The organism is Pseudomonas sp. R1-18 (genome assembly GCF_051132095.1).
Classification (GTDB): Bacteria; Pseudomonadota; Gammaproteobacteria; order Pseudomonadales; family Pseudomonadaceae; genus Aquipseudomonas.
This window is the reverse complement of sequence record NZ_CP071658.1, coordinates 3,617,380-3,643,836: the sequence shown is the minus strand read 5'-3', so window position 1 is coordinate 3,643,836 and position 26,457 is coordinate 3,617,380. Positions and strand designations below refer to the sequence as shown.

Below are 26,457 nucleotides of genomic sequence, written 5' to 3'. Positions count from 1 at the left end.
GGACACTCCGCGTTGATCGGGAGTGATTGAGCCTGGCTTATGTCAGGCTCAATGCCCTTGGTTGTTTGTTCTTCGTGTTGGCTCTGCAGTCTTTTTTCTACTGGGTACCTGATATTTCAATGCGCAGTCCTAACTGGTTGTTCCTCGTGCTGCTCCTGCTTTTGGCAGGCTTGCAGTATCGTCTGTGGGTGGGCAACGGCAGCCTGGCGCAAGTGGCCAGCCTGACTCAGCAGATCGAAGACCAGCATGCTGAAAACGAAAGCCTGCTGGAGCGAAATCGCGTACTGGACGCCGAAGTCATGGAGTTGAAAAAGGGCCTGGAAACCGTAGAAGAGCGTGCCCGCCACGAGCTGGGCATGGTCAAGGATGGCGAAACCCTTTATCAACTGGCGCAATGACGCGATGAAAGAATTTCTTCCTGCCTTCTGGGCAGTGATTCCTGCGGCGGGCATCGGTGCTCGCATGGCAGCTGACCGTCCCAAGCAGTATCTGCAACTGGGCGGCCTCACAATTCTCGAACACAGCCTGCTCTGTTTTCTCGATCACCCGCGCCTAAAAGGTCTGGTGATCAGTCTGGCTGTGGACGACCCTTACTGGCCCACCTTGCCCTGCGCGCTCGACTCGCGGATTCAGCGCGTGGATGGCGGCAAGGAGCGTTCGGGCTCGGTGCTCAACGCTCTGCTGCACCTGCATGCTCACGGCGCTGGCGAGGACGACTGGGTGCTGGTGCATGACGCCGCACGACCAAACCTGGCGCGCAGCGATCTGGACAACCTGCTCGGCGAGTTGGCCGATGACCCGGTGGGCGGCCTGCTGGCGGTGCCGGCTCGCGATACCCTCAAGCGCGCCGGTAGTGACGGTCGGGTTCAGGAAACGGTCGATCGCAGCCTGATCTGGCAGGCCTACACGCCGCAGATGTTCCGTCTTGGCGCTTTGCATCGTGCGCTGGCGGACAGCCTGGTAGCGAACGTCAGTATCACCGACGAAGCTTCGGCCATTGAATGGGCCGGTCAGTCGCCGCGGCTGATCGAAGGGCGCTCCGACAACATCAAAGTCACCCGTCCGGAAGATCTGGAGTGGCTGCGCCAGCGGCGTGGCGCGTTTAGCTCTGAGTCGGACTGATACCCAGAAGCGCTCTCGTCGCGGGCAAGCGCGCTCCTACCTGTACTCCTTCCGCATGGCCAGGCCTTCCTTGAGGTAGTCGACCAGCTTGCGCACCTTCGGAGAAAGATGGCGTTGCTGCGGATACAGCGCCCAGACCGCCGTGTTGGGTGGCTGATGCGCGTCGAGCAGGGAAATCAGCGCGCCGCTGTCGAGATGCTCCTGAACGTAGTAGTCCGGCAGCTGGCACAAGCCCACGCCATGCAACGCGGCGTCCAGCACCGCCTGCCCGCTGTTGCAGCGCCAGTTGCCCTGCACGCGCTGAGAAAATTCCCGCCCATTCTGTTGCAGCAGCCAGGTATCGCTGCTGCCGATCAGGCAGTTATGCCGGCCAAGTTCCGACAGGCTATGCGGACGTCCGTAACGCTCCAGATACGCCGGTGATGCGCAGATGTACATGCGCCGCGGTGCCAGACGCGTCGCCACCAGTCGCGAATCCTGCAGTCGGCCCAGTCGAATGGCCAGATCCATGCCCTCATGCACCAGATCCAGCGTCTCGTTGCTCAACTCTATTTCAACCCGCAGCTGCGGGTATCGGTCCATGAAGCGGGCAACCAGCGGCGTAATGAAGCGCTCCCCGTAGGCCACTGCGCAGGTCATGCGCAGCAGCCCCTTGGGTTCGCTATTCAGGTCACCGACTGCGCGAAGCGCTTCTTCGCGTCCATCCTGCAAGCGTTGGCAATGCTGAAGAAAGGTCTGGCCTGCTTCGGTCAGCGCCACCTTGCGAGTGCTGCGGTAGAGCAGACGGGTTTGCAGCCGCTCTTCGAGGCGAACGATCTGACGGCTGATATGCGATGACGAAACGCCCAATCTCTGTGCGGCTGCCGTGAATTGGCCGCACTCGGCAACCGCGACGAATTCGTCCAGGCCTTCCCAGCGGTTGGTGTACATAGATTATCCCTGTGCAGCAATAATGTTTTGCTTTTGGCTGGATTACTCGTTTTTCGGCACTGTACTACACTGCAAGCCTGTTTTTATTCCGCTGGAGAAGATTGATGATCAAGTCACGCGCTGCTGTAGCCTTCGAGGCGAACAAGCCTCTGGAGATCGTGGAAGTCGACGTCGCCATGCCCAAGGCTGGCGAGGTGCTGCTGCGAGTCGTGGCCTCGGGCGTTTGCCATACCGACGCCTACACGTTGTCGGGCGCGGACCCGGAAGGCATCTTCCCCGCCATCCTTGGTCATGAGGGCGGTGCCATCGTTGAGGCGATCGGCGAGGGCGTGACCTCGGTGGCCGTGGGCGATCATGTGATCCCGCTCTACACCCCGGAATGCCGTCAGTGCAAATTCTGCCTGTCCGGCAAGACCAACCTTTGCCAGGCCATTCGTTCCACCCAGGGCAAAGGCCTGATGCCGGACGGCACCACGCGCTTTTCCTACAAGGGCGAGCAGATTTTCCATTACATGGGCACTTCGACGTTTTCCGAGTACACCGTGCTGCCGGAGATTTCGGTAGCGAAGATCGCCAAGGAAGCTCCGCTGGAAAAGGTTTGCCTGCTGGGTTGTGGGGTTACCACCGGCATCGGCGCGGTGCTCAACACCGCCAAGGTCAAGCCCGGTGACACCGTGGCCATCTTCGGCCTGGGCGGCATCGGTCTTTCGGCGGTCATCGGTGCGGTCAAGGCCAAGGCTGCGCGCATCATCGCCATCGACATCAACCCGGCCAAGTTCGAGATCGCACGGCAGCTGGGCGCGACCGACTGCGTGAATCCGAAAGACTTCGATCGTCCGATTCAGGAAGTGATCGTCGATATGACTGACGGCGGCGTGGATTTTTCCTTCGAGTGCATCGGTAATGTGCAGCTCATGCGTGCGGCGCTGGAATGCTGCCACAAGGGCTGGGGTGAGTCCGTGATCATCGGCGTCGCTGGCGCTGGCCAGGAAATCGGTACCCGGCCTTTCCAGCTGGTAACCGGTCGCGTCTGGCGCGGATCGGCGTTCGGCGGCGTGCGCGGTCGTACCGAACTGCCAAGTTATGTCGATATGGCGCAGACCGGCGAAATCCCGCTGGATACTTTCATCACCCACACCATGGGTCTGGAAGACATCAACAAAGCGTTCGACCTGATGCACGAAGGCAAGAGCATCCGCTCGGTCATCCATTTCTAAGAGCTGCTGCAAGCTTCGAGCTGCAAGCCGCAAGGAGGTCAGGCGCCTCTTTCAGCTTGCAGCTTGCAGCTTATGGCCTGGAGCTTCGTAATGACCCTGGAAAACATCTCCTGCCAGAAAAGCTTCGGCGGCTGGCATAAGCGTTACAAGCACAAGTCTACTGTGCTGGGCTGCGACATGGTGTTTGCCGTGTACCTTCCGCCTCAGGCGGAGCAGGGCGGCAAGCTGCCGGTGCTGTACTGGCTGTCCGGTCTGACCTGCACCGACGAAAATTTCATGCAGAAAGCCGCTGCACAGCGCGTTGCCGCGGAACTTGGCATCATCATCGTTGCGCCCGACACCAGCCCGCGGGGGCCCGACGTAGCAGGCGATCCTGATGGTGCGTGGGACTTCGGCCTCGGCGCAGGGTTTTATCTCAACGCCACCGAGCAGCCCTGGGCCCGGCACTATCGCATGCACGACTACGTCGTCGATGAGCTGCCGGCGTTGGTCGAAGAGCACTTTCCCGCGTCACAGGCGCGCAGCATCAGCGGGCATTCTATGGGCGGCCATGGCGCGCTGATCTGTGCATTGCGCAACCCTGGTCGTTACAAGTCGGTTTCGGCGTTCTCACCGATCAGCAACCCGATGGACTGCCCCTGGGGCCACAAGGCATTCAGTCGTTACCTGGGCGAGGACCGTTCCCGCTGGCGTGAATGGGATGCCAGCGTGCTGATCGCCGATGCCGCTGAAAAGCTCCCGACCCTGATCGATCAGGGTGATCGCGATGACTTCCTGGCCAGTCAGCTGAAGCCGGACGCTCTGGTTCAGGCGGCCAGGGCGGCGGACTATCCGCTGACCCTGCGTATGCAACCGGGCTACGATCACAGCTACTTTTTCATCGCCAGCTTCATCGAGGATCATTTGCGACATCATGGCGACGCCTTGAACGCCTAAGCGGCGCCAAAGCAGGTAGAATCACGCCCTGACTTTTTTCCAGGGCGTTTTTCTATGCGTATTGGCCATGGCTACGATGTGCACCGTTTCGCTGAAGGCGATTTCATTACCTTGGGCGGCGTGCGGATAGCACACGGTTTCGGCCTGCTGGCCCATTCGGATGGCGACGTGCTCCTGCACGCGCTCAGCGATGCGCTGTTGGGTGCCGCTGCACTGGGCGACATCGGCAAGCACTTCCCTGACACCGACCCGCAGTTCAAGGGCGCCGACAGCCGCGTGCTCCTGCGTCATGTGCTCAAGCAGGTGCAGGCCAAGGGCTGGAAGGTCGGCAACGTCGACGCCACCATCGTCGCTCAGGCACCCAAGATGGCCCCGCATATCGAGGCGATGCGCACGCTGATCGCCGAAGACCTTCAAGTAGCGCTCGATCAGGTCAACGTCAAGGCCACCACCACCGAGAAGCTTGGCTTCGTCGGTCGCGAGGAAGGCATCGCGGTACATGCCGTCGCGTTGTTGCTGTCCGCATGACTGAACTCGAATTGCTGGGTCCTGCCGCTTATGGGCAGCCGCTGGGTCGGGCGGTACTCAAAGCCACTGCCGAAGACTTTCAGGTCGATGAGGTTCTGGATATCCCGCTTTCCGGCGACGGAGAGCATCTGTGGCTGTGGGTCGAAAAACGCGGTCTGAACACCGAAGAAGCCGCTCGTCGGCTGGCGCGTGCAGCGGGCGTGCAGTTGCGCACGGTCAGCTATGCAGGCTTGAAAGATCGACAGGCGCTGACTCGTCAGTGGTTCAGTATCCAGCTGCCGGGCAAGGCTGACCCTGACCTTTCGGCGGCTCAGGATGACACCTTGCGCATCCTCGACAGCGGCCGCCACCGGCGCAAGTTGCAGCGCGGCGCGCATGCCGCCAATGGCTTTACATTGCGCCTGACCTCGCTTGATGCGGACCAGAAGTCCCTTGATGAGCGTCTTGAATCCATCAGGCAGCACGGCATCCCGAACTATTTTGGCGCACAGCGCTTCGGTTATCAGGGAGGCAACCTGGGCGAGGCTCGCGAATACGCGGCACGTCAGGCGCTGCCGGAGCAACGCAATGTGCGCTCGCGACTGCTCTCGACCGCGCGCAGCTATCTGTTCAATCGTGTGCTGGCCGCCAGGGTTGCTGATGGCAGCTGGCAACGGGCGCAGATCGGCGATCTCCTGGCGTTCACGGACAGCCGCAGTTTTTTCCCGGCTGGCGAGGCCGAGTGCAACGACCCACGGCTGGCGATCCTGGATCTGCATCCAACCGGCCCGCAGTGGGGCGCTGGCCCTTCGCCCGCCAGCGGTGCCACCGCCGAGCTGGAAAACCGCATTGCCGGTGAGCAGGCCGTCCTGTGCGACTGGCTTGTTCGCGCGGGGATGGAGCACGAACGTCGCATCCTGCGGCTGCCCATAGATCGCCTGACGTGGCATTATCCCGAGCCTGACATTCTGCAACTGGAATTCGTCCTTCCACCCGGATGTTTCGCCACCGTACTGGTGCGCGAACTCGTCGATCTGGCGTCGGTCGGGCACACGGATAGCCCATGCGTATTCTGATTTCAAACGATGATGGCGTCACTGCGCCAGGTCTCGCAGCGCTCCATGCGGCGCTGGCCGACTACACTGAATGCGTGGTGATCGCGCCGGACCAGGACAAAAGCGGTGCGAGCAGTTCGCTGACGCTCGATCGTCCGCTGCATCCGCACACGCTGGCCAATGGTTTCATCAGCGTCAACGGCACGCCAACCGATTGCGTGCATCTGGGGATCAATGGATTGCTTGATCGCCAGCCGGATATGGTGGTTTCAGGGATCAATCTGGGCGCCAACCTCGGTGATGACGTGTTGTATTCAGGCACGGTCGCAGCGGCGCTGGAAGGGCGTTTTCTCGAACGACCGTCGTTTGCCTTTTCGTTTCTGTCGCGCCAGCCGGACAACCTGGCTACGGCGGCGCATTACGCGCGGCTCCTGGTGGAGGCGCATGAACAGCTTGATCTGCCACCGCGCACGGTGCTGAACGTGAACATTCCGAACCTGCCGCTGGAGCATGTCCGCGGCATTCAACTGACCCGCCTGGGGCATCGCGCCCGGGCTGCGGCGCCAGTAAAGGTCGTCGACCCGAGAGGCCGTGCCGGTTACTGGATAGCGGCTGCGGGCGATGCCGAGGACGGCGGTGCCGGCACGGACTTCCATGCGGTCATGCAGGGTTATGTATCGATCACGCCTTTGCGGCTGGATCGAACCTACCAGGACGGTTTTGGCAGCCTCAACAAATGGCTGGAGGGCCTGCGCTGATGTCTCGCGAGCAAGATGACCTGTTACGTCGTGGGATCGGGATGACCTCGCAGCGTACTCGCGAGCGCCTGATCCAGCGCTTGTTCGAAGAAGGGGTCTCCGACACCCGGGTGCTGGACGTCATGCGCAAGACGCCGCGCCACCTGTTCGTCGACGAGGCCCTTGCGCACCGCGCTTACGAAGACACGGCGCTGCCTATCGGAAACAACCAGACCATCTCGCAGCCTTACATGGTCGCGCGGATGAGCGAGCTGCTGCTGGCCGCCGGTCCACTGGACAAGGTCATGGAGATCGGTACCGGTTCGGGCTATCAGACTGCGGTCCTGTCCCAGCTCGTGGAGCGGGTGTTTTCCGTGGAGCGCATCAAGGTGTTGCAGGACCGCGCCAAGGAACGTCTTGTAGAGCTCAACCTGCGCAACGTGGTGTTCCGCTGGGGCGATGGCTGGGAAGGCTGGCCAGCGCTGGCGCCGTACAACGGCATCATCGTCACCGCAGTGGCGACTGACGTACCACAGGCGTTGCTGGACCAGCTGGCACCGGGCGGACGTCTGGTGATTCCGGTGGGTTCCGGCGAAGTTCAGCAGCTGATGCTGATCATTCGCGAAGAAAACGGTTTCTCCCGACACGTTCTTGGAGCGGTCCGGTTCGTGCCGCTGCTCAACGGACCGCTGGCTTGAACCGGGACCGGGCCGCGAATGAATTACCGGCGCGCTCATGGGTCTACAGCCTTCGTGCGAGCCAGGCGAGCGACATCATGTCGCCGGCAGCGGCTGAAAACGAATGACAGCGTTTTCCAGCGCACTTGATACGGGCTGCCGGTCGCATATGCGACACAATAGGCGTCTTTTGAATTCAGTCACCAGTAAAGGGAGTGGCGGGTGAGTCACACAGTCATTCAGCAGCTCAGGTCTTCAAGAAGTTATCAGCGTCTGGTGATTGGCATTGCCCTCAGTGTCCTCTTGGTCGGCTGTTCCAGTTCCCCATCCGGGGGCGTTCGCGTCGTCGATCGTAACGGTAATACGGTTTCTCAGCGGCCTGCGGTGACGACCGGTCAATATGTGGTTCGTCGTGGCGATACGCTGTTTTCCATTGCATTCCGTTACGGCTGGGACTGGAAAGCGCTGGCTGCCCGCAACCAGATTCCGGAGCCGTACACCATCCGGCCGGGTCAGACGATTCGCTTCGACGGGCGTTCAAATTCAACGCCGGCGTCGGTCGCCAGCGCGCCGGTCGTATCGCGCCCGATAACGTCCACGTCTACCACCACCAGTGGCTCTGGCTCAGTAAAGACAACGGTTATCTCCAAGCCGGTCGAGGTTGTACCCGTGGTGATACCGCCGTCGGCGACCGCGTCCACCGGGCCCTCCAGCAAGTCCCCGACCGGTTGGGGGTGGCCGTCGAGTGGTGTGTTGATAGGAAAATTTTCCTCAAACGGCAGTTTGAATAAAGGAATTGATATCGCTGGTGATTTGGGACAGCCTGTTTTGGCCGCGTCTGATGGGTCAGTTGTTTACGCCGGAAGTGGATTACGGGGCTACGGCGAATTGATCATCATCAAACACAGCGATACCTACGTCAGTGCCTACGGTCATAACCGTAGGTTGTTGGTACGGGAAGGACAACAAGTCAAGGCTGGGCAGACGATTGCCGAAATGGGGTCAACGGGAACTGACCGGGTGAAACTGCATTTTGAGATTCGCCGACAAGGTAAGCCTGTAGATCCACTGCAATTTCTGCCACGTCGCTGATGGTTGTCAGCCTGTTCCTGGCGTAGAGGGAACAGGCTCAAGCGTAGCCATGGAAATAGGCGTCGCTGGAGCTTGAGGTCGAACTCACCAAAGGACTATAACAATGGCTCTTAGTAACGAAGCGCCGGAGTTTGACATCGATGATGAAGTGCTTCTCATGGAATCTGGCCTTGTCCTGGAAGAGGCGTCGGACGAAAAGCAGCGACCTGCTGCTGTGTCGAGCCGTGCCAAGACCAAGCACTCTTCATCGCTCAAACAACATAAATATATTGATTACACTCGGGCGCTCGATGCCACCCAGCTGTATCTCAATGAAATAGGGTTTTCCCCCCTGTTGTCCCCGGAGGAAGAAGTTCACTTTGCGCGGCTGTCGCAAAGCGGCGATCCGGCAGGACGCAAACGCATGATTGAAAGCAATCTGCGACTGGTGGTCAAGATCGCCAGGCGTTATGTCAATCGTGGTCTGTCATTGCTTGACCTGATCGAAGAGGGCAACCTCGGTCTGATCAGGGCGGTTGAAAAGTTCGACCCTGAACGCGGTTTCCGATTCTCCACCTACGCGACTTGGTGGATTCGTCAGACTATTGAGCGTGCCATCATGAATCAGACCCGGACGATCCGGTTGCCGATTCATGTCGTCAAGGAACTGAACGTCTACCTGCGTGCGGCCCGTGAGCTCACCCAGAAGCTGGATCACGAACCGTCCCCCGAAGAAATCGCAACGCTGCTGGAAAAGCCGGTTGGCGAGGTCAAGCGCATGCTTGGGCTCAACGAGCGCGTGTCTTCCGTTGATGTTTCGCTGGGGCCGGATTCGGACAAGACGCTGCTTGACACCTTGACCGATGACCGACCCACCGACCCCTGTGAGCTGTTGCAGGATGACGATCTGTCCCAGAGCATCGACCAGTGGCTGTCCGAGCTGACCGACAAGCAGCGGGAAGTGGTGATACGTCGTTTCGGCTTGCGCGGGCATGAAAGCAGTACGCTTGAAGATGTGGGCCTTGAGATCGGTCTGACCCGTGAACGGGTACGGCAGATCCAGGTAGAAGGCCTCAAGCGGCTTAGAGAAATCCTTGAGAAGAATGGACTGTCGAGCGAGTCGCTATTCCAGTAGTTCATCGCCACGTCCCAAAAGCCGATATGAATATTCTGTGTTCATATCGGCTTTTTAATGGGTGACTGCCAGCCGCTGCCATTTCAGCGCTTGCAACCTGCATAAGCGTGCCTGCCTTTCCCGCCGATCTGCGGGTTGTCCGTTTCAATGACTTCAAGTCGGCGTAAGTCATTGCTTACTCCCTTGTAGGCCATCGCTGTTTTCTGACGCCGCTTCCAACCCGGATTGTGCGGAGCGAATTCAGGCCATTGATTTCAAAGAAAAAATTCAGCTAGCTGTAAGGTGAGAAATATTTTGCGGCGCTCGCGGCCATTGCTCTTGAGCGGGAAACGAATAAGATCGACCTGCGCCAAAGGAACGGCGCACGCCTTCACGGAAGAAGGTCAAAGGACATCGCAGGACGCGATCCATCAGGACGATGAACAGGGAATACAGGGATCAAGGAAAGCGGGGGGCGCATGTCGCCCCCTTTTTTTGTGCCCGGCGCTGCGGCGGGAGCTCGGTTTTGAGCAAGCGCGCCCCTACTGGGCCATGAAAAAAGGCCCCTGAGGGCCTTTGATCACGTCAGGCAGATACAGCCGGGCCTTAGCGTTCCAGGTCGGCAATCTTGCCTGGCTTGCCATCCCATTCCGCAGCATCGGCCAAGGCGTCTTTCTTCTCGGTGATGTTGGGCCAGACTTCGGCAAGCTCAGCGTTGAGTTCGATGAAGTTTTCCATCCCTGCGGGAATCTCGTCTTCCGAGAAGATCGCCTGGGCCGGGCACTCAGGCTCGCACAGGGCGCAGTCGATGCACTCGTCCGGGTGGATCACCAGGAAGTTCGGTCCTTCGTAAAAGCAGTCCACCGGACACACTTCTACGCAGTCGGTGTACTTGCACTTGATGCAGTTGTCGGTGACGACGAAGGTCATTTCTAATTCTCTCCTCAGGCGGCGGCAGCAGAGCCCTTCCAGACAGGGTTGCAGGGTTCGGGGAGGTCCCGGCCTTATGAAAACACGTGCTGTGGCAAGCGGCCCTGGAGCGGGTCGACGGCCCCGCATGTCGCTGGCGCATGGTTTCGTAGCGTTCTCACGCGGCTCGGATGGTGTTTCCGCCAGGCTAAGAGCGGAGCACATCCCAAACCGCGCGGGATTCTAACAGCTTGTAGCGCCCGCGTCAGATGCGCGTTTGCAATGTATACAGCATCTCCAGCGCCTGACGCGGCGTGAGGTCGTCGAGCTTCACTTTCGACAGCTCGTCGAGCACCGGGTGCGGCAGGCTGGCGAACATGTCACTTTGCTGCGGAACGGCAGGTTTGCCCGGTTTGGCTTTGGGCTGTTCGTGGGGCAGGCTGGTGGTCTCCAGTCGCTGTAAATGTTCCTTGGCGCGGCTGATCACCTTGCCCGGAACCCCCGCCAGTTGGGCGACGGCGAGCCCGTAGCTCTGGCTTGCCGGGCCAGGCAACACCCGGTGCAGAAACACGATGCGTTCATTATGTTCGGTAGCGTTGAGGTGCACGTTGGCGACCAACGGCTCGCTCTCCGGCAGCACGGTCAATTCGAAATAGTGCGTCGCGAACAAGGTGTAGGCCCGCAACTGGGCGAGACATTCTGCCGCAGCCCAGGCCAGCGACAGACCATCGAATGTACTGGTGCCGCGGCCTACCTCATCCATGAGGACGAGGCTACGGTCCGTGGCGTTGTGCAGAATGTTCGCCGTTTCGCTCATTTCCACCATGAAGGTAGAGCGCCCACCGGCCAGATCGTCGCTGGAACCGATCCGGGTAAAGATCCGGTCGACCAGCGACAGTTCGCAGCTGGCGGCGGGCACGAAGCTGCCGATGTGGGCCAGCAACACGATCAGCGCGGTCTGACGCATGTAAGTGGATTTACCGCCCATGTTCGGGCCGGTGATGACCAGCATGCGCGTGCTGTCGTCCAGCGCCAGGTCGTTAGCCACGAACGGCGTCGAAAGGACCTGCTCGACGACCGGATGGCGGCCCTGCTCGATGCGCATGCACGGCTCGTCGACGAAGCGCGGGCAGCTGAGATCGAGATTCAGGGCGCGCTCGGCGAGATTGCTCAGCACGTCCACCTCGGCCAGGGCACCGGCCGTGTCCTGCAATGGCGCCAGATGGCCTATGAGGTCTTCCAGCAAAGCTTCGTAGAGTAACTTCTCGCGCGCCAGCGCACGGCTTTTCGCCGACAGCGCCTTGTCTTCGAACTCCTTGAGTTCGGGGGTGATGAAGCGCTCGGCCCCTTTGAGAGTCTGGCGCCGAATGTAATCGGCCGGCGCTTGTTCGGCCTGCTTGCTGGGTAGCTCGATGAAGTAGCCGTGAACCCGGTTGTAACCCACCTTCAAATTGGCGAGTCCGGTGCGGGCCTTTTCGCGGGCTTCGAGGTCGATGAGAAACTGACCGGCGTTTTCGCTCAGTGCCAGCAGCTCGTCCAGCTCTGCGTCATAGCCGGTCTTCAGCACGCCGCCGTCGCGAATTACGGCTGGCGGGTTATCGATGATGGCGCGCTGCAGCAGGTCCGCCAGCTGCGGATAAGTGCTGATGGTGCGCGCCAGCTGTTGCACATGCGGCGCCTCCAGTTCGGCCATGGCGTTCTGCAGTTCCGGCAGGGCGCTCAGTGCATCGCGCAGACGAGCCAGGTCGCGCGGGCGGGCGTTGCGCAGGCCGATACGGGCGAGAATTCGCTCGATGTCACCGATCTCTTTGAGCTGCGGTTGCAGGTTCTCGAAGCGATAGCGTTCCAGCAGACACTTGATCGAACTCTGCCGGGCCTGCAGAACGGGCAGGTCGCGCAGCGGGCGATTCAGCCAGCGGGTCAGAAGACGCGTGCCCATGGCGGTCTGGCAGCGGTCCATGACCGACTGCAAGGTGTTGTCGCGCCCGCCGGACAGGTTGGTATCCAGCTCCAGATTGCGGCGGCTTGCGCCATCCAGCACAACGGTGTCGTCCAGGCGTTCGTGGCGCAGGCTGCGCAAATGCGGCAGGGCGGTGCGCTGGGTTTCCTTGGCGTAGCCGAGCAGGCAGCCGGCCGCACCGATCGCCAGAGTCAGTGTTTCGCAGCCGAACCCCTTCAGGTCCTGGGTTGCGAATTGCTGGCAAAGGCTTTTATGGGCGCTGTCGCGTTCGAAATCCCAAGGCGCGCGGCGACGCGCTCCGCGCCTTTTCTCGGCGGGAAGCCCTTGCGGCCAGTCATCCGGGATCAACAGCTCGACCGGATTGATACGCTCCAGCTCGGCCAGCAGATTTTCCCAGCCTTTGAGTTCCAGTACGCTGAAGTTGCCGCTGGTGATGTCCAGCACCGCCAGGCCGAACAAGCGTTCGTCACCCAGCACTGCCGCGATCAGGTTGTCGCGGCGCTCGTCCAGCAACGCCTCGTCGCTGATGGTGCCGGGGGTGATGATGCGCACCACCTGACGTTCGACGGGCCCCTTGCTGGTCGCGGGATCGCCGATCTGCTCACAGATCACCACCGACTCGCCCAGCTTGACCAGTTTGGCCAGATACCCCTCGGCCGCATGATAGGGAATGCCGCACATGGGAATACTCTGGCCCGCCGACTGACCACGAGCGGTGAGCGTGATGTCCAGCAACTTGGCAGCCTTCTTGGCGTCTTCGTAGAAGATCTCGTAGAAGTCGCCCATGCGGTAGAACATGAGCTGGTCGGGATGCTGGTTTTTCAGCTTCCAGTATTGCTGCATCATGGGAGTGTGCGAAGAAAGGTCGGAAAGTGCTTTGTTCATCGGTCAGTCGGGAGTTCTTGGAATAGGTGGGCAAACGTACGGGTACGACTAGTGAACCCTCGGTATTGCCGAGGGTCGCTTTACGTATGTCTGGCGATGGGCGCAAGGTTATCACGCGCATCACTGCGCTGCAGGCTCGGCGTGCGGGAGCGGATTCGTGACCTGGCATTTCGGTCCGGGCACCTGGCGGGATTTGCCGTATAGACTTTTTGACGTTGCCGCCAATTCGGGCACGGCACGACTAAAGGGATTTCATATGGCTGACAAGCGAGCAAGGGATGCTGTCAACGGACGCTTCATTCCACTGGAAGAAGCAAAACGTCGACCCAGAGAGACAATCGTCGAAACGATCAGGCCCGAGAGCCGGAAAAAGAAGCGCTGAGGACTGTCAATCGGGCGGTCACTGGTGACCGCCCATCGCCATGCCGGACCTTTGGTCGACCGTCCGGCTCCAATTGAAACAGGTGGAAATGTGGACGAAATCACTCGCCTTGCGGCTTCGCTCGGCAAGCTTCTGCAAATGTCGAATGCCCGGGTCACCACCGCCGAATCCTGCACCGGAGGCGGAATAGCCGAGGCGATAACCCGCATTGGCGGCAGCTCGAGCTGGTTCGAGGCAGGGTACGTAACCTATTCCAACGCTCAGAAAACGCTCCAGCTGGGCGTGCCTGAAGCGTTATTCGATACGGTGGGCGCGGTCAGCGAAGAAGTGGTGCGGGCAATGGCTGAGGGCGCACAACTGCGAAGCGGCGCCCGATATGCCGTCGCAGTGAGTGGCGTGGCCGGCCCTGGCGGTGGTTCAGTCGAGAAGCCTGTCGGAACTGTCTGGCTGTGCTGGGGAGTGGGCGAAAACCTCATAAGTGAACGCCGACAATTCGCTGGAGACCGCGATGAAGTCCGCCGACAGACGGTCGAGGCCGCGCTAGAGGGGCTGATCCGCTTTGCCTCGTTATAAAAGCTGATACAGGGGTATGCGAGCGCCCTTGCCTGTGGAATAATACTGTCTACTTATACAGGTGTTGCGGCCGCTCAGGCCCTAAATTGAATTTGATAACGTGAGGACTTCAATGGACGACAACAAGAAGAAAGCCTTGGCTGCGGCCTTGGGTCAGATCGAGCGTCAGTTCGGTAAGGGTGCCGTGATGCGCATGGGCGACCATGATCGCCAGGCAATTCCTGCCATCTCTACCGGTTCGCTCGGCCTGGATATCGCGCTGGGTATTGGCGGGTTGCCGAAAGGCCGAATCGTGGAAATCTACGGTCCGGAATCTTCGGGTAAAACCACGCTGACGCTTTCTGTTATCGCACAAGCTCAGAAGATGGGTGCAACCTGTGCGTTCGTCGACGCTGAACACGCTCTGGATCCGGAATACGCCGGCAAGCTGGGCGTCAACGTTGATGATCTGCTGGTTTCGCAGCCAGACACTGGCGAGCAGGCGCTGGAAATCACCGACATGCTGGTGCGCTCCAACGCCATTGACGTGATCGTCGTCGACTCCGTCGCCGCGCTCGTGCCGAAGGCCGAGATCGAAGGCGAAATGGGCGACATGCACGTGGGTCTGCAGGCACGTCTGATGTCGCAGGCGCTGCGCAAGATCACCGGCAATATCAAGAACGCCAACTGTCTGGTTATCTTCATCAACCAGATCCGTATGAAGATCGGTGTCATGTTCGGCAGCCCGGAAACCACCACCGGTGGTAACGCGCTGAAGTTCTACGCTTCGGTCCGTCTGGACATCCGTCGTACTGGCGCGGTGAAGGAAGGCGATGAAGTGGTGGGCAGCGAAACCCGCGTCAAGGTCGTCAAGAACAAGGTGGCACCGCCGTTCCGGCAGGCCGAGTTCCAGATTCTCTACGGTAAGGGTATCTACCTGAACGGCGAGATCATCGACCTGGCCGTTGCACATGGTTTCATCGAGAAATCCGGTGCATGGTATAGCTACCAGGGCAGCAAGATCGGTCAGGGTAAAGCCAACTCGGCCAAGTTCCTGGCAGATAACCCGGAAATCGGTAACGCAGTCGAGAAGCTGATTCGCGACAAGCTGCTGACCCCAGGTGTTGACACCAAAGCAGTTGGTTCTCGTGAGCCTGCTGTGGCAGACGACATGGCTGAAGCAGATATCGATATCTGATCCATGCCTGTCGTACTTGATACCGCCGCCGCTGTGCGGCGGACTGCAATGGACCTGCTCGCACGACGCGAGCACGGTCGTGTCGAGCTGACGCGCAAGTTGCGTCAGCGCGGCGCTACCCCCGAAATCATCGAGCCTGCTCTTGACCGTCTGGTCGAAGAGGGGCTGCTTTCCGAATCCCGATATCTTGAGAGTTATGTCGCCTCGAAGGCGCGTTCCGGCTACGGACCTTTGCGTATTCGCGAAGACCTGAGTCAGCGCGGTTTACAAAAGTCCGACATCGAAACGGCACTCAGGGAATGCGGGGTAGACTGGCAGGAAAAACTTCACGAAACCTGGCAACGCAAGTTTGCCGGTCGGCTCCCCGCTGACGCACGCGAACGTGCGCAGCAAGGTCGTTTTCTGAGCTATCGCGGTTATCCGCTGGATTTGATCAGCCGCTTGTTGAGCGGCCGTGGTGGAGACGACTAGGTAGCCTGGCTTGAGGCAGTCTGCTCCGAGCGCTCGCTAGTTTGTAGGGGTGAAACCGGAGCCAGATTCTCTCCCTGGTTGATGTAATCGATCAGTTCGCGAAGCCGACCCTGGTTACGCCCGGTGAAGGTAAAGGCCAGCCGCGTCAGGTGGCTGAACTGAGGTTCGTCATGCTCTTCCCCTTCATAAACATGCTGATGGAAGTTCCCGCTCAGGCAAAGGTCGGCAAACGCTTCATGCAGATGGGTGAGCGCCTGCTCACTGAGCGGATGGTGCATCCGGATCACGAACTGGTTCTTCAGCCAGCGGCTTGAATGATAGTTGCTGTAGAACCGGTTGATCTCCTGTACGGCGTCTTCGGCGCTGTAGACCAGACGCATCAGTTTCATGTCCGCGGGCAGGATGTAGTGGTTCTCCTCAAGCTGGTTCTTGATGAAGTCCAAGGCGCCTTGCCAGAAACTCCCGCCTAGGCTGTCCAGAAGCACGATGGGGACCAACGGGCTCTTGCCTGTCTGCACCAGCGTCAGAACTTCCAGCGCTTCGTCCAGCGTGCCAAAGCCTCCGGGGCAAAGCACCAGGGCATCGGCTTCCTTGACAAAAAACAGCTTGCGGGTGAAGAAAAAGTGGAATGGCAGCAGGTTCTCGGTGCCTTCCACGGTCGGGTTGGCGTGCTGCTCGAACGGCAACGTGATGTTGAACCCCAGGCTGTTTGCGAGTCCGGCGCCTTCATGAGCGGCGGCCATGATCCCGCCACCCGCGCCGGTAATCACCATCATATCCGATTGGGCAATTTTGCTGCCCAGCTCCCGGGCCAGCGCATACACCGGATGCTCCACGGGCGTGCGGGCAGAGCCGAACACCGTTACCTTGCGCCGCCCTTTGAAACGTTCAAGCACCCTGAATGCGCCCTCCAGCTCCCGCAGCGTCTGCAGGGTGATCTTTGCGTTCCAGCGATTGCGGTCATCCTGAGCCATGCGCAGGACGGTGAGAATCATGTCGCGGTAAAGCGGCAGGTTCGGGCTGCCGGGCGCCACCAGATTTACGTGCTCTTCGATCTTGCTGGTCAGGTCCAGCCCGTTGCTTCGGAAATGTTGGGACAGAACATCATTGGGTAGATAAGGCATTCCAGATTTCTCCTCCTGCAGCATCACGATGCGGATGATGATGGTCTGGATTGCGCTAAAAGGCTACCCGTGACTGATCGGGCGGGGAGATGGAAAGGCGAGCAGGGCAGAGGTGGTAGCGGACGCGTGCAGCACGCCAGTCTGGCTGGCGCGCGACGCTATACAGCGATTACTTTTTCGGGCGAGCCGTGCAGTCCGAGGCCTGGAAAGTCTGGGTCGCGATTGGGCGGTTGGTCTTGTACTCGGTGAATTGATACTTGAGCACCGCACCCTTGGTCATCAACTGGCGGAACCCATTGTTGCGGCACACGCTGTTGCCCAGCTGGTTGCGCATCACGTCCGGATTGGCGCGCATCTGTTGCGCTTGCCCTTCACGTACGCTCAAGTGGTTGATCAGTTCCTTGCCGTTGACGGTATAGCCCTGATCGAGAATGTCTTCGTTGATCGCTCTTGGGGTGCCAACGCTGCTTTCCTTCGCAACTTTCTCCAGCATCTTGCTGAGCTCGAATTCCTGTTTGGACGCCGCCTGGGCGCACAGCGGAGCGACAAGCAAAAGTGTAAGGGTGGGGACGATAAGGCGCAGCATCAAACTCTCCTGATTTAGTAGCTGGCCGTTTGGACCAGCAACTCGAACGTGCGTTCCGGTTCAACCGCCCTGGGTGCAGGCGCGATGGCAGGCCAGTATAAGGCAGGAATACCGCGCAAAGCAGGTCGAGCGGGCAGGGGTCTGATAAACTGCGCGCACTTTCTCCTCCGGGTTTTCGTGGTGTCGATGTATTCCTTCAGTTGGTCGGTGCTGTAATGAGTCATGCTGTTTCCCGTCTGCGAGACGAGCGGCTTGCCCGCAGTACCAAACCTTTCGTTGCCCGTGGCTCACGCGCACCGCGCTGCCCCGGATGCCGCGTGATCTTCAGCTATTGTCTATGTGCATGGCGTCCCAGAGTGCAGGCCACCTCGGGCATGTGCCTGCTCATGTACGACACCGAGCCCTTGAAGCCCACCAACACCGGTTGGTTGATCGCCGATGTGATCGAAGATACTCATGCGTTCAACTGGTCGCGCATTGCGGTGGACGAACAATTGCTGGCTCTGCTCGATGACCCGCAGTGGCAGCCTTATATCGTCTTTCCCGGCGAGTTCGTGGCTCCGGAGCGGGTAGTCACCCAGGTCAGCCGGGAAGACGGCAAGCGCCCTCTGTTTATCCTGCTCGATGCGACCTGGACCGAAGCCCGCAAGATGTTTCGCAAGAGTCCGTACCTTGAGCGGTTCCCTGTGCTGAGCCTGGAGCCCGAGCAGATATCACGCTACCGGTTGCGACGGTCCCGACGCGACGATCATTTCTGCACCGCCGAGGTGGCCGCGTTGTGCCTTGAGCTGGCTGATGATCAGACTGCGAGCGGTGTGCTGGACGCTTATCTGGACGTATTCAGCGCCCATTATCTGGGGGCCAAGTATCAGAACCCGATCAATCACGAGGATGAGGTACATACTCATCTGAAAGCTTTTCTGTAACGCGCACCGACTTCGCTTGCTGCTTGACCGACATGGCCGTGCTGGGCATCCTTGGCGCCGCCTGATGCCGCCCCGCGCGGCGTTCACTAAGAGAACAGGATCAAAAGATGACCTACGACATCCTGATCGCCGATGACCATCCGCTGTTTCGCAGCGCATTGCATCAGGCGTTGAGCATCGGCCTGGGGCCTGATGCACGGCTGGTCGAGGCAGAAAGCATCGCCCAACTCGAATCGCGTCTTGAGCACAAGGCCGATTGGGATCTGGTGTTGCTGGATCTGAATATGCCGGGCGCCTACGGCTTTTCAGGCCTGGTCCTGTTACGCGGGCAATATCCGCAGATTCCGGTCGTGATGATCTCCGCTCAGGAGGAAGCCTCAATCGTGGTCCGCTCCAGAGAGTTCGGCGCCAGCGGGTTCATCCCCAAGTCGAGCGGCCTGGAAGACATCCAGCAGGCGGTTCGTGCGGTACTGGATGGCGACGTTTGGTGGCCGCCGCAGGTCAACGAAGCGGTCAGCGTCTCGGCTGAAGCCAAGGCCGCAAGCGCGGGGCTCGCCAGCCTTACGCCGCAACAGTTCAGGGTGCTGACCATGGTGTGCGAAGGCCTGCTCAACAAGCAGATTGCTTATGAGCTGAGCGTCTCGGAAGCCACCATCAAGGCCCACGTGACAGCGATTTTCCGCAAGCTGGGGGTGCGCACCCGTACCCAGGCGGCTTTACTGTTGCAACAGCTGGAATCCATTTCAGCCAGCTGATACGCGGAGACAGTGCTTCGGGTTCACGCTTTTTTGACCTGACCTTCCGTAGCTTTCCTCATCTTTTTTGCACAGCAGCCTTTTATGTCGCCCTTCAAAGGCCAAACCGGCCTGAAACGTATCTTCAACGCCGCGGGCTATTCGCTGGATGGTCTGAGCGCCGCTTTCAAAGGCGAGGCCGCCTTCCGTCAACTGGTGCTGCTCAATGCGCTGCTGATTCCCTTGTCGTTCTTCGTCAACGTCAGCAAGGGCGAGCAAGCGTTGCTGATTGCCGTGTGCCTGTTGGCGCTGATTGTCGAACTGCTTAATTCGGCGGTCGAAGCTGCCATCGACCGTATTTCTCTGGACCTGCACCCGCTGTCCAAGAACGCCAAAGACATGGGCAGCGCAGCGCAGCTGGTTGCGCTGCTGATGATTGCTTCGGTGTGGGGCATCGTGCTGCTAGGCTGATCAATACAGGCTGGGCAATACGATCTCGTCGCTGCGTCGCACGCCTGCGGTGAACGCCCGGCACAGCTCCAGAAACTCGCGCATGGCAGACGTCTGATATTTCTGTTTGTGCCAGATGAAATAGAACTGCCGAGACAGATCCAGCTCCGGCGTCTCCAGCGCCACCAGGCTGCCGCGGCGGAAAGCGTCGCGCAGCGCCAGTCGGGAAATACAGCCGATGCCCAGGCCCGACTCCACTGCGCGCTTGATCGCTTCGGTGTGTTCCAGCTCCAGCCGCACATTCAGCCCGTTGCGATGATGACGCAAGGCCTGGTCGAAGGTCAGCCGCGTGCCGGAGCCTTGCTCGCGGAGGATCCAGGCCTCACGGGTGAGTTCTTCCAGCGTTGCCTTGGCCTTTTTGGCCAACGGATGTTGCGGCGCGCAGAAGACCACCAGCTCATCCTCGACCCAGGACTGCACTTCGATGTCGGGGTGGCTGCAATCGCCCTCGATCAGACCCAGATCAATTTCGTAGTGCGCCACTTGCTGCACGATATGAGCCGTATTCTGGACGTGCAGCTTGACCTGGCTTTCCGGGTGGCGCTGCATGAAGCTGCCGATCAGCAACGTGGCCAAGTAGTTGCCGATGGTGAGGGTTGCACCCACCGCCAGTGAACCGAAGCCGGACTTGCCGTTGAACAGGTCTTCGATTTCCTTGGCCTGGTCCAGCAGCGCCACCGCTTGTGGCAACAACTGGCGGCCTGTGGCGTTGAGGCTGAGGCGCTTGCCGGCCCGATCGAACAATTGGGTGCTGGACTGGCGCTCCAGCTCAGTGATGGATGTGCTGGCGGCCGATTGCGATAGGGAAAGCAACACCGCAGCACGGGAAACGCTTTCCTGCTGGGCAACGGCGACGAAGACTTGCAGCTGGCGGAGAGTAAATCTCATATCTATATAACCGATTACCCATATCTTGATAATTCATTTAACAGATATTGTGTCTGCCACTAGAATGTCGCGCAATAGCGCAACGCCCACGCGTACTCGAATTCAGGAGTTTTCACGTACATGAGCAACATGAACCACGAGCGTGTCCTAAGCGTCCATCACTGGAACGACACACTCTTCAGTTTCAAGTGCACCCGCGATCCGGGTCTGCGTTTCGAGAACGGTCAGTTCGTCATGATCGGTCTGCAGCAGCCAAATGGTCGCCCGCTCATGCGTGCGTATTCGATTGCCAGCCCTAACTGGGAAGAGCATCTGGAGTTCTTCAGCATCAAGGTGCCCGATGGCCCGCTGACCTCGCAGTTGCAGCACCTCAAGGAAGGCGACGAGATCATCATCAGCAAGAAGCCTACCGGCACGCTGGTACTCGACGACCTCAAGCCCGGCAAGCATCTTTACCTGCTGAGCACCGGGACCGGTCTGGCGCCTTTCATGAGCGTCATTCAGGACCCGGAAACCTACGAGCGCTTCGAAAAAGTGATTCTGTGCCACGGCGTGCGTTACGTGAACGAAGTCGCGTATCGCGAGTTCATCACTGAACACCTGCCGCAGAACGAGTTCTTCGGTGAAGCGCTGCGTGAAAAGCTGATTTACTACCCGACCGTAACCCGCGAGCCGTTCGAGAATGAAGGCCGCCTGACCGACCTGATGCGCAGCGGCAAGCTGTTCCGCGACATCGGCCTGCCGCCGATCAACCCGGAAGACGACCGCGCCATGCTGTGCGGTAGCCCAAGCATGCTCGACGAGACCAGCGAAGTGCTGAACAGCTTCGGCTTGACCGTGTCTCCGCGCATGCGCGAGCCAGGCGATTACCTGATCGAGCGTGCATTCGTCGAGAAGTGATTCAAGGTCAATAAAACCCGCTTCGCCTTCACCGGCCGAGCGGGTTTTTTATTGTCCGGTGCCTGCCGGCACCACTTCGAGAACCCGGATCAGCCCGGCTGACGGGTAATGCCAGCGAACATCCAGATCCCAAAACTGAGCACCATAACGCCGTTGTGGCGTCGGCGTCTGGTAGGCCGGGCGCGGATCCTGAGCCAGGCACTGCTCGATTAGCTCGACCAGTGGCTCGCTCAAACGCAATGCATGGCTGTGCGCCTGCGCCAGCGCGCTGTCCTGCCACTGGACCGGGATCAGCTGAGGCGCGGCGCTTGCCATGCTATTGGATGCTTCGGCGATGATGTCCGCGTAAGGAACGTACGGTTTGATGTCCAGTACGGGCGTGCCGTCCAACAGGTCAATGCCGGAAAGCCACAGGCGTCCGGGCTCGACCTTGTCCAGTCTCACCACCGACTGACCGATCCCGTTCGGGCGGTGTGTGGCACGGGTCGCGAATACGCCGGTCGACTGATTACCGCCCAGTCGTGGCGGACGCACCTTCAGCCTGGGCTTGTCTTCCAGCGCCATATGGAACATGAACAGCAGCCAGACATGGCTCACATGTTCCAGCCCCTGCACGGCGTCACCCTGATCGAAAGGTGCAACCAGTTCCAGCACGCCACGGGCGGCAGGCGCCAATTGCGGCTGGCGCGGGATCGCGAACTTCTCCTTGAAACAGGAGCGCACGAAGCCGACCGGTGAAACCTGATAACTCATGGCGGCGCCTGGCTCAGCCACGAACGCGCAGGGTCAGACCCTTGAGGAAATTGCGCAGCAGCTGATCGCCGCATTCGCGATAGTTGGTGTGACCGACCTTGCGGAACAGGGCGCTCAGCTCAGGCTTGGACACCGGGAAATCGACCGATTTGAGGATGGCGTGCATGTCGTCTTCCTTGAGTTCGAAGGCAACCCGCAGTTTCTTGAGCACGATGTTGTTGGTGATGGGCAGTTCGATCGGCTGTGGTGGACGGCTTTCGTCCTTGCCACGCTTGAAGTACACCAGGCCGTCCAAGAAATGGGCCATGACCTCGTCGCTGCAGTCGAGGTAGCCTTCCTCGTCCTCTTTTTTCATGAAAGCGATGACGTCGGCCTTGGTGATTTCGAAACCGGTAAGGCGGGTGATCTCAACAATCTTCGAGTCGCTGATATCGAGCATGTAGCGCACGCTGCGCAGTACATCGTTGTTCATCATGAGGCGTGAGTCCTGATATTCGTGTCGGCGCGCACGGGCCTGCCGTGCGCGAAAAAATGAAGGGTTTAGAATTTTTCCTTGGTCGTCATGTAGCGCCATTGCCCTTCAGGCAGCTTGCCCATGGACACGCCGCCGATACGAATGCGGCGCATGGAGACGATCTTCAGGCCGACGGCTTCGCACAGTTGGGCAATGATGCCCGGCTGTGGATTTTTCATCGCAAAGCGCAGGCGGTTTTCGTTCTGCCAGCTTGCTTTCACTGCGGGCAGTTCCTTGCCTTTGTAGGTCAGGCCGTGGTTCAGCCGGTTCAGACCGTGGGCGACCATTTCACCGGAAATCTCCACCACGTATTCCTGCTCGATCTTGCTGCGGTCATCGGTCAGCTTGCGGATGATTTTCCAGTCCTGGCTGAAGACCATCAGGCCGCTGGCATTCGCTTGCAGGGTCGAGGTGGTTTCCAGGCGCAGAAAGTGTCCTTTCAGAGGGCGCTTGCCATAGCTGTGTTCAGCGGAAAGCGTGCCCGGTGTGATCATCTGCAACGCGCTTTCCGCCGTGGCGCTGGCCGGTTTGTGCAGGATGATGGTCACCGGCTCCGGCGCGTCGGCCTTGGCCTCTGCGTTCAGCTCGACCTTTTGTGTCGTGACCTTGAACTGCGGCTCGTCGATGACCTCGCCATCCACGGTCACCCAGCCGCCTTCGATAAACAGTTCAGCCTCCCGACGGGAGCAGCCGGTCAATTCGATCAGGCGTTTGGAAAGGCGAATGGGGTCTGTCATGACAAAAAGCCGTTTACTTAGGGGAAAGGCGCCATTGTAACCGCGCAAGCACGGTTAATCGCGGCATCATTGCAAATCCGCTGCAAACGGCAGGGTCCGTCAGAACCCTGCCGCCCGATCACGACGCATCCGCAACATCGGGTAGGGCTGGCCCAGGCCGTCGACTTCAGAGCGGCTGACGACCTTGAAGCCCATCTTGAGATAAAAGCCGAGCGCTTGCGGATTCTGTTCGTTCACGTCGAGCTCGGTGATCTGGTAATGGTCCGACGCATGTGTCAGCAGCAGCTTGCCCAAACCCTCGCCGCGATGGTCCGGGTCGATGAACAGCATATCCAGGCGGTTGCGGCTGACGCCGGCAAAGCCGGTAGTTCGGCCGTCAGCATCGCGCGTGCAGAACAACGTGACGGTATCCAGGTACTGCATGAGCAGCAGGCCTTTGAGCGTAGTGATGTAGGCGTCGGGCAGGAAATCATGAGTGGCGCGTACCGAGCGCTCCCAGACGCGGATCAGCTCGGGGAATTCGCTTTTGTCGGGGGTATGGATAGTCATCGTAGGGTCCACCCTATCAAGTCTTCTCGCCGCACAGTTTAAGCCCAATGAAAAAGCCCCGCCGATTTCCATGGGCGGGGCTTTCACGTTCAGGCCGGCAGCATAGGTCAGATGGGTTCGGCCCACAGGTCGTATTCATCGGCGTCGGTCACGCGGCACATGATCTTGTCGCCAGGCTTGACGGTGCTGTCGTCTTCCAGCCCGATGTACACATTGCCGTCGATCTCGGGGGCGTCGAAGAAGCAGCGACCCACAGCACCGCGCTCGTCTACTTCGTCGATCAGCACTTCGATTTCCTTGCCGATCTTCATCTGCAAGCGTGCCGCACTGATGGCTTGCTGGTGTGCCATGAAACGGTCCCAGCGATCCTGCTTGACGTCGTCCGGCACGATCTCGGCGTCCAGCAGATTGGCCGGCGCGCCTTCGACCGGCGAGTACTGGAAGCAGCCGACGCGGTCCAGCTGCGCTTCGGTCAGCCAGTCCAGCAGGTACTGGAAGTCCTCTTCGGTTTCGCCGGGGAAGCCGACGATGAAGGTCGAACGGATGATCAGGTCCGGGCACTGTTCGCGCCAGTTCTTGATACGCGCCAGCGTCTTGTCTTCAAACGCCGGGCGCTTCATCAGCTTGAGCACGCGCGGGCTGGCGTGCTGGAACGGGATATCCAGATACGGCAGGATTTTCCCGGCGGCCATCAGCGGGATCAGCTCGTCGACGTGCGGGTACGGGTAAACGTAATGCAGACGGACCCAGACGCCCAGCGTGCTGAGCGCCTGGCAGAGTTCGGTCATGCGCGTCTTGACCGGCTGACCGTCCCAGAAGCCGGTGCGGTATTTGACGTCCACGCCGTAAGCGCTGGTGTCCTGGGAGATGACCAGCAATTCCTTCACGCCGGATTTGACCAGACGCTTGGCCTCGTCCAGCACATCACCCACCGGCCGGCTGACCAGTTTGCCGCGCATCGACGGGATGATGCAGAAGCTGCAGCTGTGGTTGCAGCCTTCGGAGATCTTCAGGTACGCATAGTGGCGCGGCGTCAGCTTGATACCCTGCGGCGGCACCAGGTCGATGAGCGGGTTGTGGTCCTGGCGCGGCGGCACCACTTGGTGCACTGCGTTGACCACCTGCTCGTACTGCTGCGGACCGGTCACCGACAGCACGCTCGGGTGCACATTGCGGATCACGTTTTCGTCCACGCCCATGCAGCCGGTCACGATCACCTTGCCGTTTTCCGCAAGCGCTTCACCGATGACTTCCAGCGATTCGGCCTTGGCGGTATCGATGAAGCCGCAAGTGTTGACGACCACGACGTCAGCGTCTTCGTAGGTCGGCACCACCTGGTAACCTTCCATGCGCAGCTGAGTCAGGATGCGCTCGGAGTCCACAAGAGCCTTCGGGCATCCGAGCGAGACAAATCCGACCTTTGGGGCGGACGGCGTGGTGACGGTGGACATGGCTAACCTCGGCGTAATGGGCTGCCCGGCGAATCCGCACAGACAACCAACTGGGCGCTTGCGGCGCCTCTGATCAAAAAGTGCGCAATTCTAGCGATGAGCGCGGTCGATGACCAGCGTTAAACCAAGAATTACGACCGCCTTCACGCGTGCTATACCTGCCGGGACCAGTAACTGTGGCGACTGCCACCAGCTTCGGACGATCACAAACGCAAGAATGACCAACTGCGCTCAAGCACGGCGATTCTGATCCAATGCCGCCAACACGTGTACCGGGTCGTTATGAATGGCGCGGAGCAGGGCGCGGGCCGGGCCTTCTGGTTCGCGGCGTCCCTGTTCCCAATTGCGCAAGGTCCCGACGGCAACGTCTATTCGTTTGGCAAACGTCGCTTGGGACAAGCCTGTAGCCTGGCGGATTTTCTTGACCTGCATAGCATCAACACAGAACTCGCGAGACGGCTGACGCTCGCCCCGAGTGATCTCGTCCATCTGATTCATGCTCTCTACGAGCCGGTCGAACAGGTTGGTTTCCATTATTTCCACCCTTCGTTGATCGCGCGGAGCTGCGCCTTCTGCTTGTCAGTTAATGAGTCCATTATGCCTTTCCGGTAAATCAGCAACATCCGTATTTGATATGAGAGGCATAGGTAGTAGTAGATCACTCGGACGCCACCGCTTTTGCCTTTGCCCCGTGCTGGCCAACGAACTTTCCTTAATCCACCAGTGTTTTCGATCAAAACGCCAGATTCGGGGTGGTCAGCCAAATGTTGTTGTAACGCTCGGTATTCTTCGTCATCCAGGTGGTCCTTCACATCCGCGGTGAAAATCGGCGTCTCGATAAAAATCATGCAATCCCTGCTATACGTCAATGGCGTATAGCAGATTCTAGGAGGATGTCAGGCATCACGCAATCTGTCCCTCGCCAAAATCACGGATCGTCTCAGTGGCCTGCAACCTCTATCCATGACCAGCGTTAAACCAAGAATTACGACCACCGCTGCGCTATGCTTCGCGCCGCCAGCTTGCCGTGGATGTCAATAACGGGAGCTGCATGAATTGTTA

Annotated in this window: 31 protein-coding genes; 18 read left to right on the top strand and 13 right to left on the bottom strand. The window is 59.6% G+C overall.

The window, feature by feature from the left end:
* Positions 1 to 119: 119 nt before the first annotated feature.
* Both ftsB and ispD read left to right on the top strand, forming a co-directional pair.
* Positions 120 to 398 (top strand): cell division protein FtsB, encoded by a 279-nt coding sequence (gene ftsB / locus J3P77_RS16690; protein WP_434677694.1) that lies wholly within the window; start codon positions 120 to 122, stop codon positions 396 to 398.
* 4 nt (positions 399 to 402) lie between these two features.
* Complete coding sequence (ispD, locus tag J3P77_RS16685) at positions 403 to 1,122, top strand: 2-C-methyl-D-erythritol 4-phosphate cytidylyltransferase (RefSeq protein ID WP_434677693.1); 720 nt, start codon at positions 403 to 405, stop codon at positions 1,120 to 1,122.
* 36 nt (positions 1,123 to 1,158) lie between these two features.
* Here the strand turns inward: ispD and J3P77_RS16680 are convergent, their stop codons facing one another.
* On the bottom strand, positions 1,159 to 2,052 hold the full coding sequence (locus tag J3P77_RS16680) for a LysR substrate-binding domain-containing protein (protein ID WP_434677692.1): 894 nt from the start codon (positions 2,050 to 2,052) through the stop codon (positions 1,159 to 1,161).
* A gap of 104 nt (positions 2,053 to 2,156) precedes the next feature.
* Between J3P77_RS16680 and J3P77_RS16675 the strand changes: the two genes are divergently transcribed.
* The 8 genes from J3P77_RS16675 (at position 2,157) to rpoS (ending at position 9,387) form a co-directional block, all read left to right on the top strand.
* Positions 2,157 to 3,269 carry an S-(hydroxymethyl)glutathione dehydrogenase/class III alcohol dehydrogenase gene (locus J3P77_RS16675; protein ID WP_434677691.1) on the top strand — a complete coding sequence of 371 codons (1,113 nt, stop codon included), beginning with the start codon at positions 2,157 to 2,159 and terminating at the stop codon, positions 3,267 to 3,269.
* A gap of 90 nt (positions 3,270 to 3,359) precedes the next feature.
* Positions 3,360 to 4,205: an S-formylglutathione hydrolase gene (gene fghA / locus J3P77_RS16670; RefSeq protein WP_434677690.1), complete on the top strand. Its 846-nt coding sequence runs from the start codon at positions 3,360 to 3,362 to the stop codon at positions 4,203 to 4,205.
* A gap of 54 nt (positions 4,206 to 4,259) precedes the next feature.
* Complete coding sequence (gene ispF / locus J3P77_RS16665; RefSeq protein ID WP_434677689.1) at positions 4,260 to 4,733, top strand: 2-C-methyl-D-erythritol 2,4-cyclodiphosphate synthase; 474 nt, start codon at positions 4,260 to 4,262, stop codon at positions 4,731 to 4,733.
* A complete protein-coding gene (gene truD / locus J3P77_RS16660; protein WP_434677688.1) occupies positions 4,730 to 5,788 on the top strand; it encodes a tRNA pseudouridine(13) synthase TruD in 1,059 nt (352 codons plus the stop codon). Before ispF ends, truD begins: the two co-directional genes overlap by 4 nt.
* Positions 5,776 to 6,525 carry a 5'/3'-nucleotidase SurE gene (gene surE / locus J3P77_RS16655; RefSeq protein WP_434677687.1) on the top strand — a complete coding sequence of 250 codons (750 nt, stop codon included), beginning with the start codon at positions 5,776 to 5,778 and terminating at the stop codon, positions 6,523 to 6,525. The genes truD and surE overlap by 13 nt, the downstream gene beginning before the upstream one ends.
* 41 nt (positions 6,526 to 6,566) lie before the next feature.
* Positions 6,567 to 7,202 (top strand): protein-L-isoaspartate(D-aspartate) O-methyltransferase, encoded by a 636-nt coding sequence (locus J3P77_RS16650; protein WP_434682039.1) that lies wholly within the window; start codon positions 6,567 to 6,569, stop codon positions 7,200 to 7,202.
* Between the two features lie 201 nt (positions 7,203 to 7,403).
* Positions 7,404 to 8,273: a peptidoglycan DD-metalloendopeptidase family protein gene (locus J3P77_RS16645; RefSeq protein WP_434677686.1), complete on the top strand. Its 870-nt coding sequence runs from the start codon at positions 7,404 to 7,406 to the stop codon at positions 8,271 to 8,273.
* Positions 8,274 to 8,376: 103 nt separating this feature from the next.
* Positions 8,377 to 9,387, top strand: a complete 1,011-nt coding sequence (rpoS, locus tag J3P77_RS16640) for an RNA polymerase sigma factor RpoS (RefSeq protein WP_434677685.1) — start codon at positions 8,377 to 8,379, stop codon at positions 9,385 to 9,387.
* Positions 9,388 to 9,972: 585 nt separating this feature from the next.
* Here rpoS and fdxA read toward each other — a convergent pair.
* Together fdxA and mutS are read right to left on the bottom strand one after the other, a co-directional pair.
* Entirely contained in the window at positions 9,973 to 10,296 is a 324-nt protein-coding gene (gene fdxA / locus J3P77_RS16635) for a ferredoxin FdxA (RefSeq protein ID WP_333404255.1), read from the bottom strand.
* 244 nt (positions 10,297 to 10,540) lie between these two features.
* Positions 10,541 to 13,120, bottom strand: coding sequence for a DNA mismatch repair protein MutS (gene mutS / locus J3P77_RS16630; protein WP_434677684.1), 2,580 nt, complete (start codon positions 13,118 to 13,120; stop codon positions 10,541 to 10,543).
* A 157-nt stretch (positions 13,121 to 13,277) separates the two neighbouring features.
* On the opposite strand from mutS, the gene J3P77_RS16625 reads away from it, so the two are divergent.
* From J3P77_RS16625 to recX, 4 genes are all read left to right on the top strand, one after another.
* Positions 13,278 to 13,502, top strand: a complete 225-nt coding sequence (locus J3P77_RS16625; RefSeq protein WP_434677683.1) for a hypothetical protein — start codon at positions 13,278 to 13,280, stop codon at positions 13,500 to 13,502.
* A gap of 90 nt (positions 13,503 to 13,592) precedes the next feature.
* Entirely contained in the window at positions 13,593 to 14,075 is a 483-nt protein-coding gene (locus J3P77_RS16620) for a CinA family protein (RefSeq protein ID WP_434677682.1), read from the top strand.
* Positions 14,076 to 14,187: 112 nt separating this feature from the next.
* Positions 14,188 to 15,252, top strand: coding sequence for a recombinase RecA (gene recA, locus J3P77_RS16615; RefSeq protein WP_434677681.1), 1,065 nt, complete (start codon positions 14,188 to 14,190; stop codon positions 15,250 to 15,252).
* Positions 15,253 to 15,255: 3 nt separating this feature from the next.
* A complete protein-coding gene (gene recX, locus J3P77_RS16610) occupies positions 15,256 to 15,723 on the top strand; it encodes a recombination regulator RecX (protein ID WP_434677680.1) in 468 nt (155 codons plus the stop codon).
* Here the strand turns inward: recX and J3P77_RS16605 are convergent.
* The gene (locus J3P77_RS16605; RefSeq protein WP_434677679.1) at positions 15,720 to 16,847 is read right to left on the bottom strand and encodes a TIGR00730 family Rossman fold protein; all 1,128 of its coding nucleotides are present in this window, start codon (positions 16,845 to 16,847) and stop codon (positions 15,720 to 15,722) included. The two genes, recX and J3P77_RS16605, sit on opposite strands and share 4 nt — an antisense overlap.
* Before the next feature lie 169 nt (positions 16,848 to 17,016).
* Positions 17,017 to 17,433 carry a quorum-sensing-regulated virulence factor family protein gene (locus tag J3P77_RS16600; RefSeq protein WP_434677678.1) on the bottom strand — a complete coding sequence of 139 codons (417 nt, stop codon included), beginning with the start codon at positions 17,431 to 17,433 and terminating at the stop codon, positions 17,017 to 17,019.
* Positions 17,434 to 17,648: 215 nt separating this feature from the next.
* Here J3P77_RS16600 and J3P77_RS16595 point away from each other — a divergent pair, with 215 nt between their 5' ends.
* From J3P77_RS16595 to J3P77_RS16585, 3 genes are all read left to right on the top strand, one after another.
* The gene (locus J3P77_RS16595) at positions 17,649 to 18,359 is read left to right on the top strand and encodes a tRNA-uridine aminocarboxypropyltransferase (protein WP_434677677.1); all 711 of its coding nucleotides are present in this window, start codon (positions 17,649 to 17,651) and stop codon (positions 18,357 to 18,359) included.
* Between the two features lie 107 nt (positions 18,360 to 18,466).
* Positions 18,467 to 19,114 carry a response regulator transcription factor ErdR gene (gene erdR / locus J3P77_RS16590; protein ID WP_434677676.1) on the top strand — a complete coding sequence of 216 codons (648 nt, stop codon included), beginning with the start codon at positions 18,467 to 18,469 and terminating at the stop codon, positions 19,112 to 19,114.
* Positions 19,115 to 19,198: 84 nt separating this feature from the next.
* The gene (locus J3P77_RS16585; protein WP_434677675.1) at positions 19,199 to 19,564 is read left to right on the top strand and encodes a diacylglycerol kinase; all 366 of its coding nucleotides are present in this window, start codon (positions 19,199 to 19,201) and stop codon (positions 19,562 to 19,564) included.
* Here J3P77_RS16585 and J3P77_RS16580 read toward each other — a convergent pair whose 3' ends face one another.
* Complete coding sequence (locus J3P77_RS16580) at positions 19,565 to 20,491, bottom strand: LysR family transcriptional regulator (RefSeq protein WP_434677674.1); 927 nt, start codon at positions 20,489 to 20,491, stop codon at positions 19,565 to 19,567.
* Positions 20,492 to 20,611: 120 nt separating this feature from the next.
* On the opposite strand from J3P77_RS16580, the gene fpr reads away from it, so the two are divergent.
* Positions 20,612 to 21,391, top strand: a complete 780-nt coding sequence (gene fpr, locus J3P77_RS16575; protein WP_434677673.1) for a ferredoxin-NADP reductase — start codon at positions 20,612 to 20,614, stop codon at positions 21,389 to 21,391.
* Between the two features lie 48 nt (positions 21,392 to 21,439).
* On the opposite strand, the gene tsaA is transcribed toward fpr, so the two are convergent.
* From tsaA to J3P77_RS16540, 7 genes are all read right to left on the bottom strand, one after another.
* Positions 21,440 to 22,144 carry a tRNA (N6-threonylcarbamoyladenosine(37)-N6)-methyltransferase TrmO gene (gene tsaA / locus J3P77_RS16570; RefSeq protein WP_434677672.1) on the bottom strand — a complete coding sequence of 235 codons (705 nt, stop codon included), beginning with the start codon at positions 22,142 to 22,144 and terminating at the stop codon, positions 21,440 to 21,442.
* Positions 22,145 to 22,157: 13 nt separating this feature from the next.
* Positions 22,158 to 22,619 (bottom strand): DUF1456 family protein, encoded by a 462-nt coding sequence (locus tag J3P77_RS16565; protein WP_434677671.1) that lies wholly within the window; start codon positions 22,617 to 22,619, stop codon positions 22,158 to 22,160.
* A gap of 65 nt (positions 22,620 to 22,684) precedes the next feature.
* Positions 22,685 to 23,395: an rRNA pseudouridine synthase gene (locus tag J3P77_RS16560; RefSeq protein WP_434677670.1), complete on the bottom strand. Its 711-nt coding sequence runs from the start codon at positions 23,393 to 23,395 to the stop codon at positions 22,685 to 22,687.
* Positions 23,396 to 23,494: 99 nt separating this feature from the next.
* The gene (locus tag J3P77_RS16555; protein WP_434677669.1) at positions 23,495 to 23,944 is read right to left on the bottom strand and encodes a GNAT family N-acetyltransferase; all 450 of its coding nucleotides are present in this window, start codon (positions 23,942 to 23,944) and stop codon (positions 23,495 to 23,497) included.
* A gap of 107 nt (positions 23,945 to 24,051) precedes the next feature.
* Positions 24,052 to 25,395 (bottom strand): 30S ribosomal protein S12 methylthiotransferase RimO, encoded by a 1,344-nt coding sequence (gene rimO / locus J3P77_RS16550; protein WP_434677668.1) that lies wholly within the window; start codon positions 25,393 to 25,395, stop codon positions 24,052 to 24,054.
* A 231-nt stretch (positions 25,396 to 25,626) separates the two neighbouring features.
* Complete coding sequence (locus J3P77_RS16545) at positions 25,627 to 25,929, bottom strand: helix-turn-helix domain-containing protein (protein WP_434677667.1); 303 nt, start codon at positions 25,927 to 25,929, stop codon at positions 25,627 to 25,629.
* A complete protein-coding gene (locus J3P77_RS16540; protein WP_434677666.1) occupies positions 25,929 to 26,243 on the bottom strand; it encodes a hypothetical protein in 315 nt (104 codons plus the stop codon). The genes J3P77_RS16545 and J3P77_RS16540 overlap by 1 nt, the downstream gene beginning before the upstream one ends.
* Between the last annotated feature and the right edge of the window lie 214 nt (positions 26,244 to 26,457).

Coding starts and splice junctions, on each gene's coding strand:
- ftsB (WP_434677694.1), top strand. CDS start 120: ATGCGCAGTCCTAACTGGTTGTTCCTCGTGCTGCTCCTGCTTTTGGCA.
- ispD (WP_434677693.1), top strand. CDS start 403: ATGAAAGAATTTCTTCCTGCCTTCTGGGCAGTGATTCCTGCGGCGGGC.
- J3P77_RS16680 (WP_434677692.1), bottom strand. CDS start 2,052: ATGTACACCAACCGCTGGGAAGGCCTGGACGAATTCGTCGCGGTTGCC.
- J3P77_RS16675 (WP_434677691.1), top strand. CDS start 2,157: ATGATCAAGTCACGCGCTGCTGTAGCCTTCGAGGCGAACAAGCCTCTG.
- fghA (WP_434677690.1), top strand. CDS start 3,360: ATGACCCTGGAAAACATCTCCTGCCAGAAAAGCTTCGGCGGCTGGCAT.
- ispF (WP_434677689.1), top strand. CDS start 4,260: ATGCGTATTGGCCATGGCTACGATGTGCACCGTTTCGCTGAAGGCGAT.
- truD (WP_434677688.1), top strand. CDS start 4,730: ATGACTGAACTCGAATTGCTGGGTCCTGCCGCTTATGGGCAGCCGCTG.
- surE (WP_434677687.1), top strand. CDS start 5,776: ATGCGTATTCTGATTTCAAACGATGATGGCGTCACTGCGCCAGGTCTC.
- J3P77_RS16650 (WP_434682039.1), top strand. CDS start 6,567: ATGACCTCGCAGCGTACTCGCGAGCGCCTGATCCAGCGCTTGTTCGAA.
- rpoS (WP_434677685.1), top strand. CDS start 8,377: ATGGCTCTTAGTAACGAAGCGCCGGAGTTTGACATCGATGATGAAGTG.
- fdxA (WP_333404255.1), bottom strand. CDS start 10,296: ATGACCTTCGTCGTCACCGACAACTGCATCAAGTGCAAGTACACCGAC.
- mutS (WP_434677684.1), bottom strand. CDS start 13,120: ATGAACAAAGCACTTTCCGACCTTTCTTCGCACACTCCCATGATGCAG.
- recA (WP_434677681.1), top strand. CDS start 14,188: ATGGACGACAACAAGAAGAAAGCCTTGGCTGCGGCCTTGGGTCAGATC.
- recX (WP_434677680.1), top strand. CDS start 15,256: ATGCCTGTCGTACTTGATACCGCCGCCGCTGTGCGGCGGACTGCAATG.
- J3P77_RS16605 (WP_434677679.1), bottom strand. CDS start 16,847: ATGCCTTATCTACCCAATGATGTTCTGTCCCAACATTTCCGAAGCAAC.
- J3P77_RS16600 (WP_434677678.1), bottom strand. CDS start 17,433: ATGCTGCGCCTTATCGTCCCCACCCTTACACTTTTGCTTGTCGCTCCG.
- J3P77_RS16595 (WP_434677677.1), top strand. CDS start 17,649: ATGAGTCATGCTGTTTCCCGTCTGCGAGACGAGCGGCTTGCCCGCAGT.
- erdR (WP_434677676.1), top strand. CDS start 18,467: ATGACCTACGACATCCTGATCGCCGATGACCATCCGCTGTTTCGCAGC.
- J3P77_RS16585 (WP_434677675.1), top strand. CDS start 19,199: ATGTCGCCCTTCAAAGGCCAAACCGGCCTGAAACGTATCTTCAACGCC.
- J3P77_RS16580 (WP_434677674.1), bottom strand. CDS start 20,491: ATGAGATTTACTCTCCGCCAGCTGCAAGTCTTCGTCGCCGTTGCCCAG.
- fpr (WP_434677673.1), top strand. CDS start 20,612: ATGAGCAACATGAACCACGAGCGTGTCCTAAGCGTCCATCACTGGAAC.
- tsaA (WP_434677672.1), bottom strand. CDS start 22,144: ATGAGTTATCAGGTTTCACCGGTCGGCTTCGTGCGCTCCTGTTTCAAG.
- J3P77_RS16565 (WP_434677671.1), bottom strand. CDS start 22,619: ATGATGAACAACGATGTACTGCGCAGCGTGCGCTACATGCTCGATATC.
- J3P77_RS16560 (WP_434677670.1), bottom strand. CDS start 23,395: ATGACAGACCCCATTCGCCTTTCCAAACGCCTGATCGAATTGACCGGC.
- J3P77_RS16555 (WP_434677669.1), bottom strand. CDS start 23,944: ATGACTATCCATACCCCCGACAAAAGCGAATTCCCCGAGCTGATCCGC.
- rimO (WP_434677668.1), bottom strand. CDS start 25,395: ATGTCCACCGTCACCACGCCGTCCGCCCCAAAGGTCGGATTTGTCTCG.
- J3P77_RS16545 (WP_434677667.1), bottom strand. CDS start 25,929: ATGGAAACCAACCTGTTCGACCGGCTCGTAGAGAGCATGAATCAGATG.
- J3P77_RS16540 (WP_434677666.1), bottom strand. CDS start 26,243: ATGATTTTTATCGAGACGCCGATTTTCACCGCGGATGTGAAGGACCAC.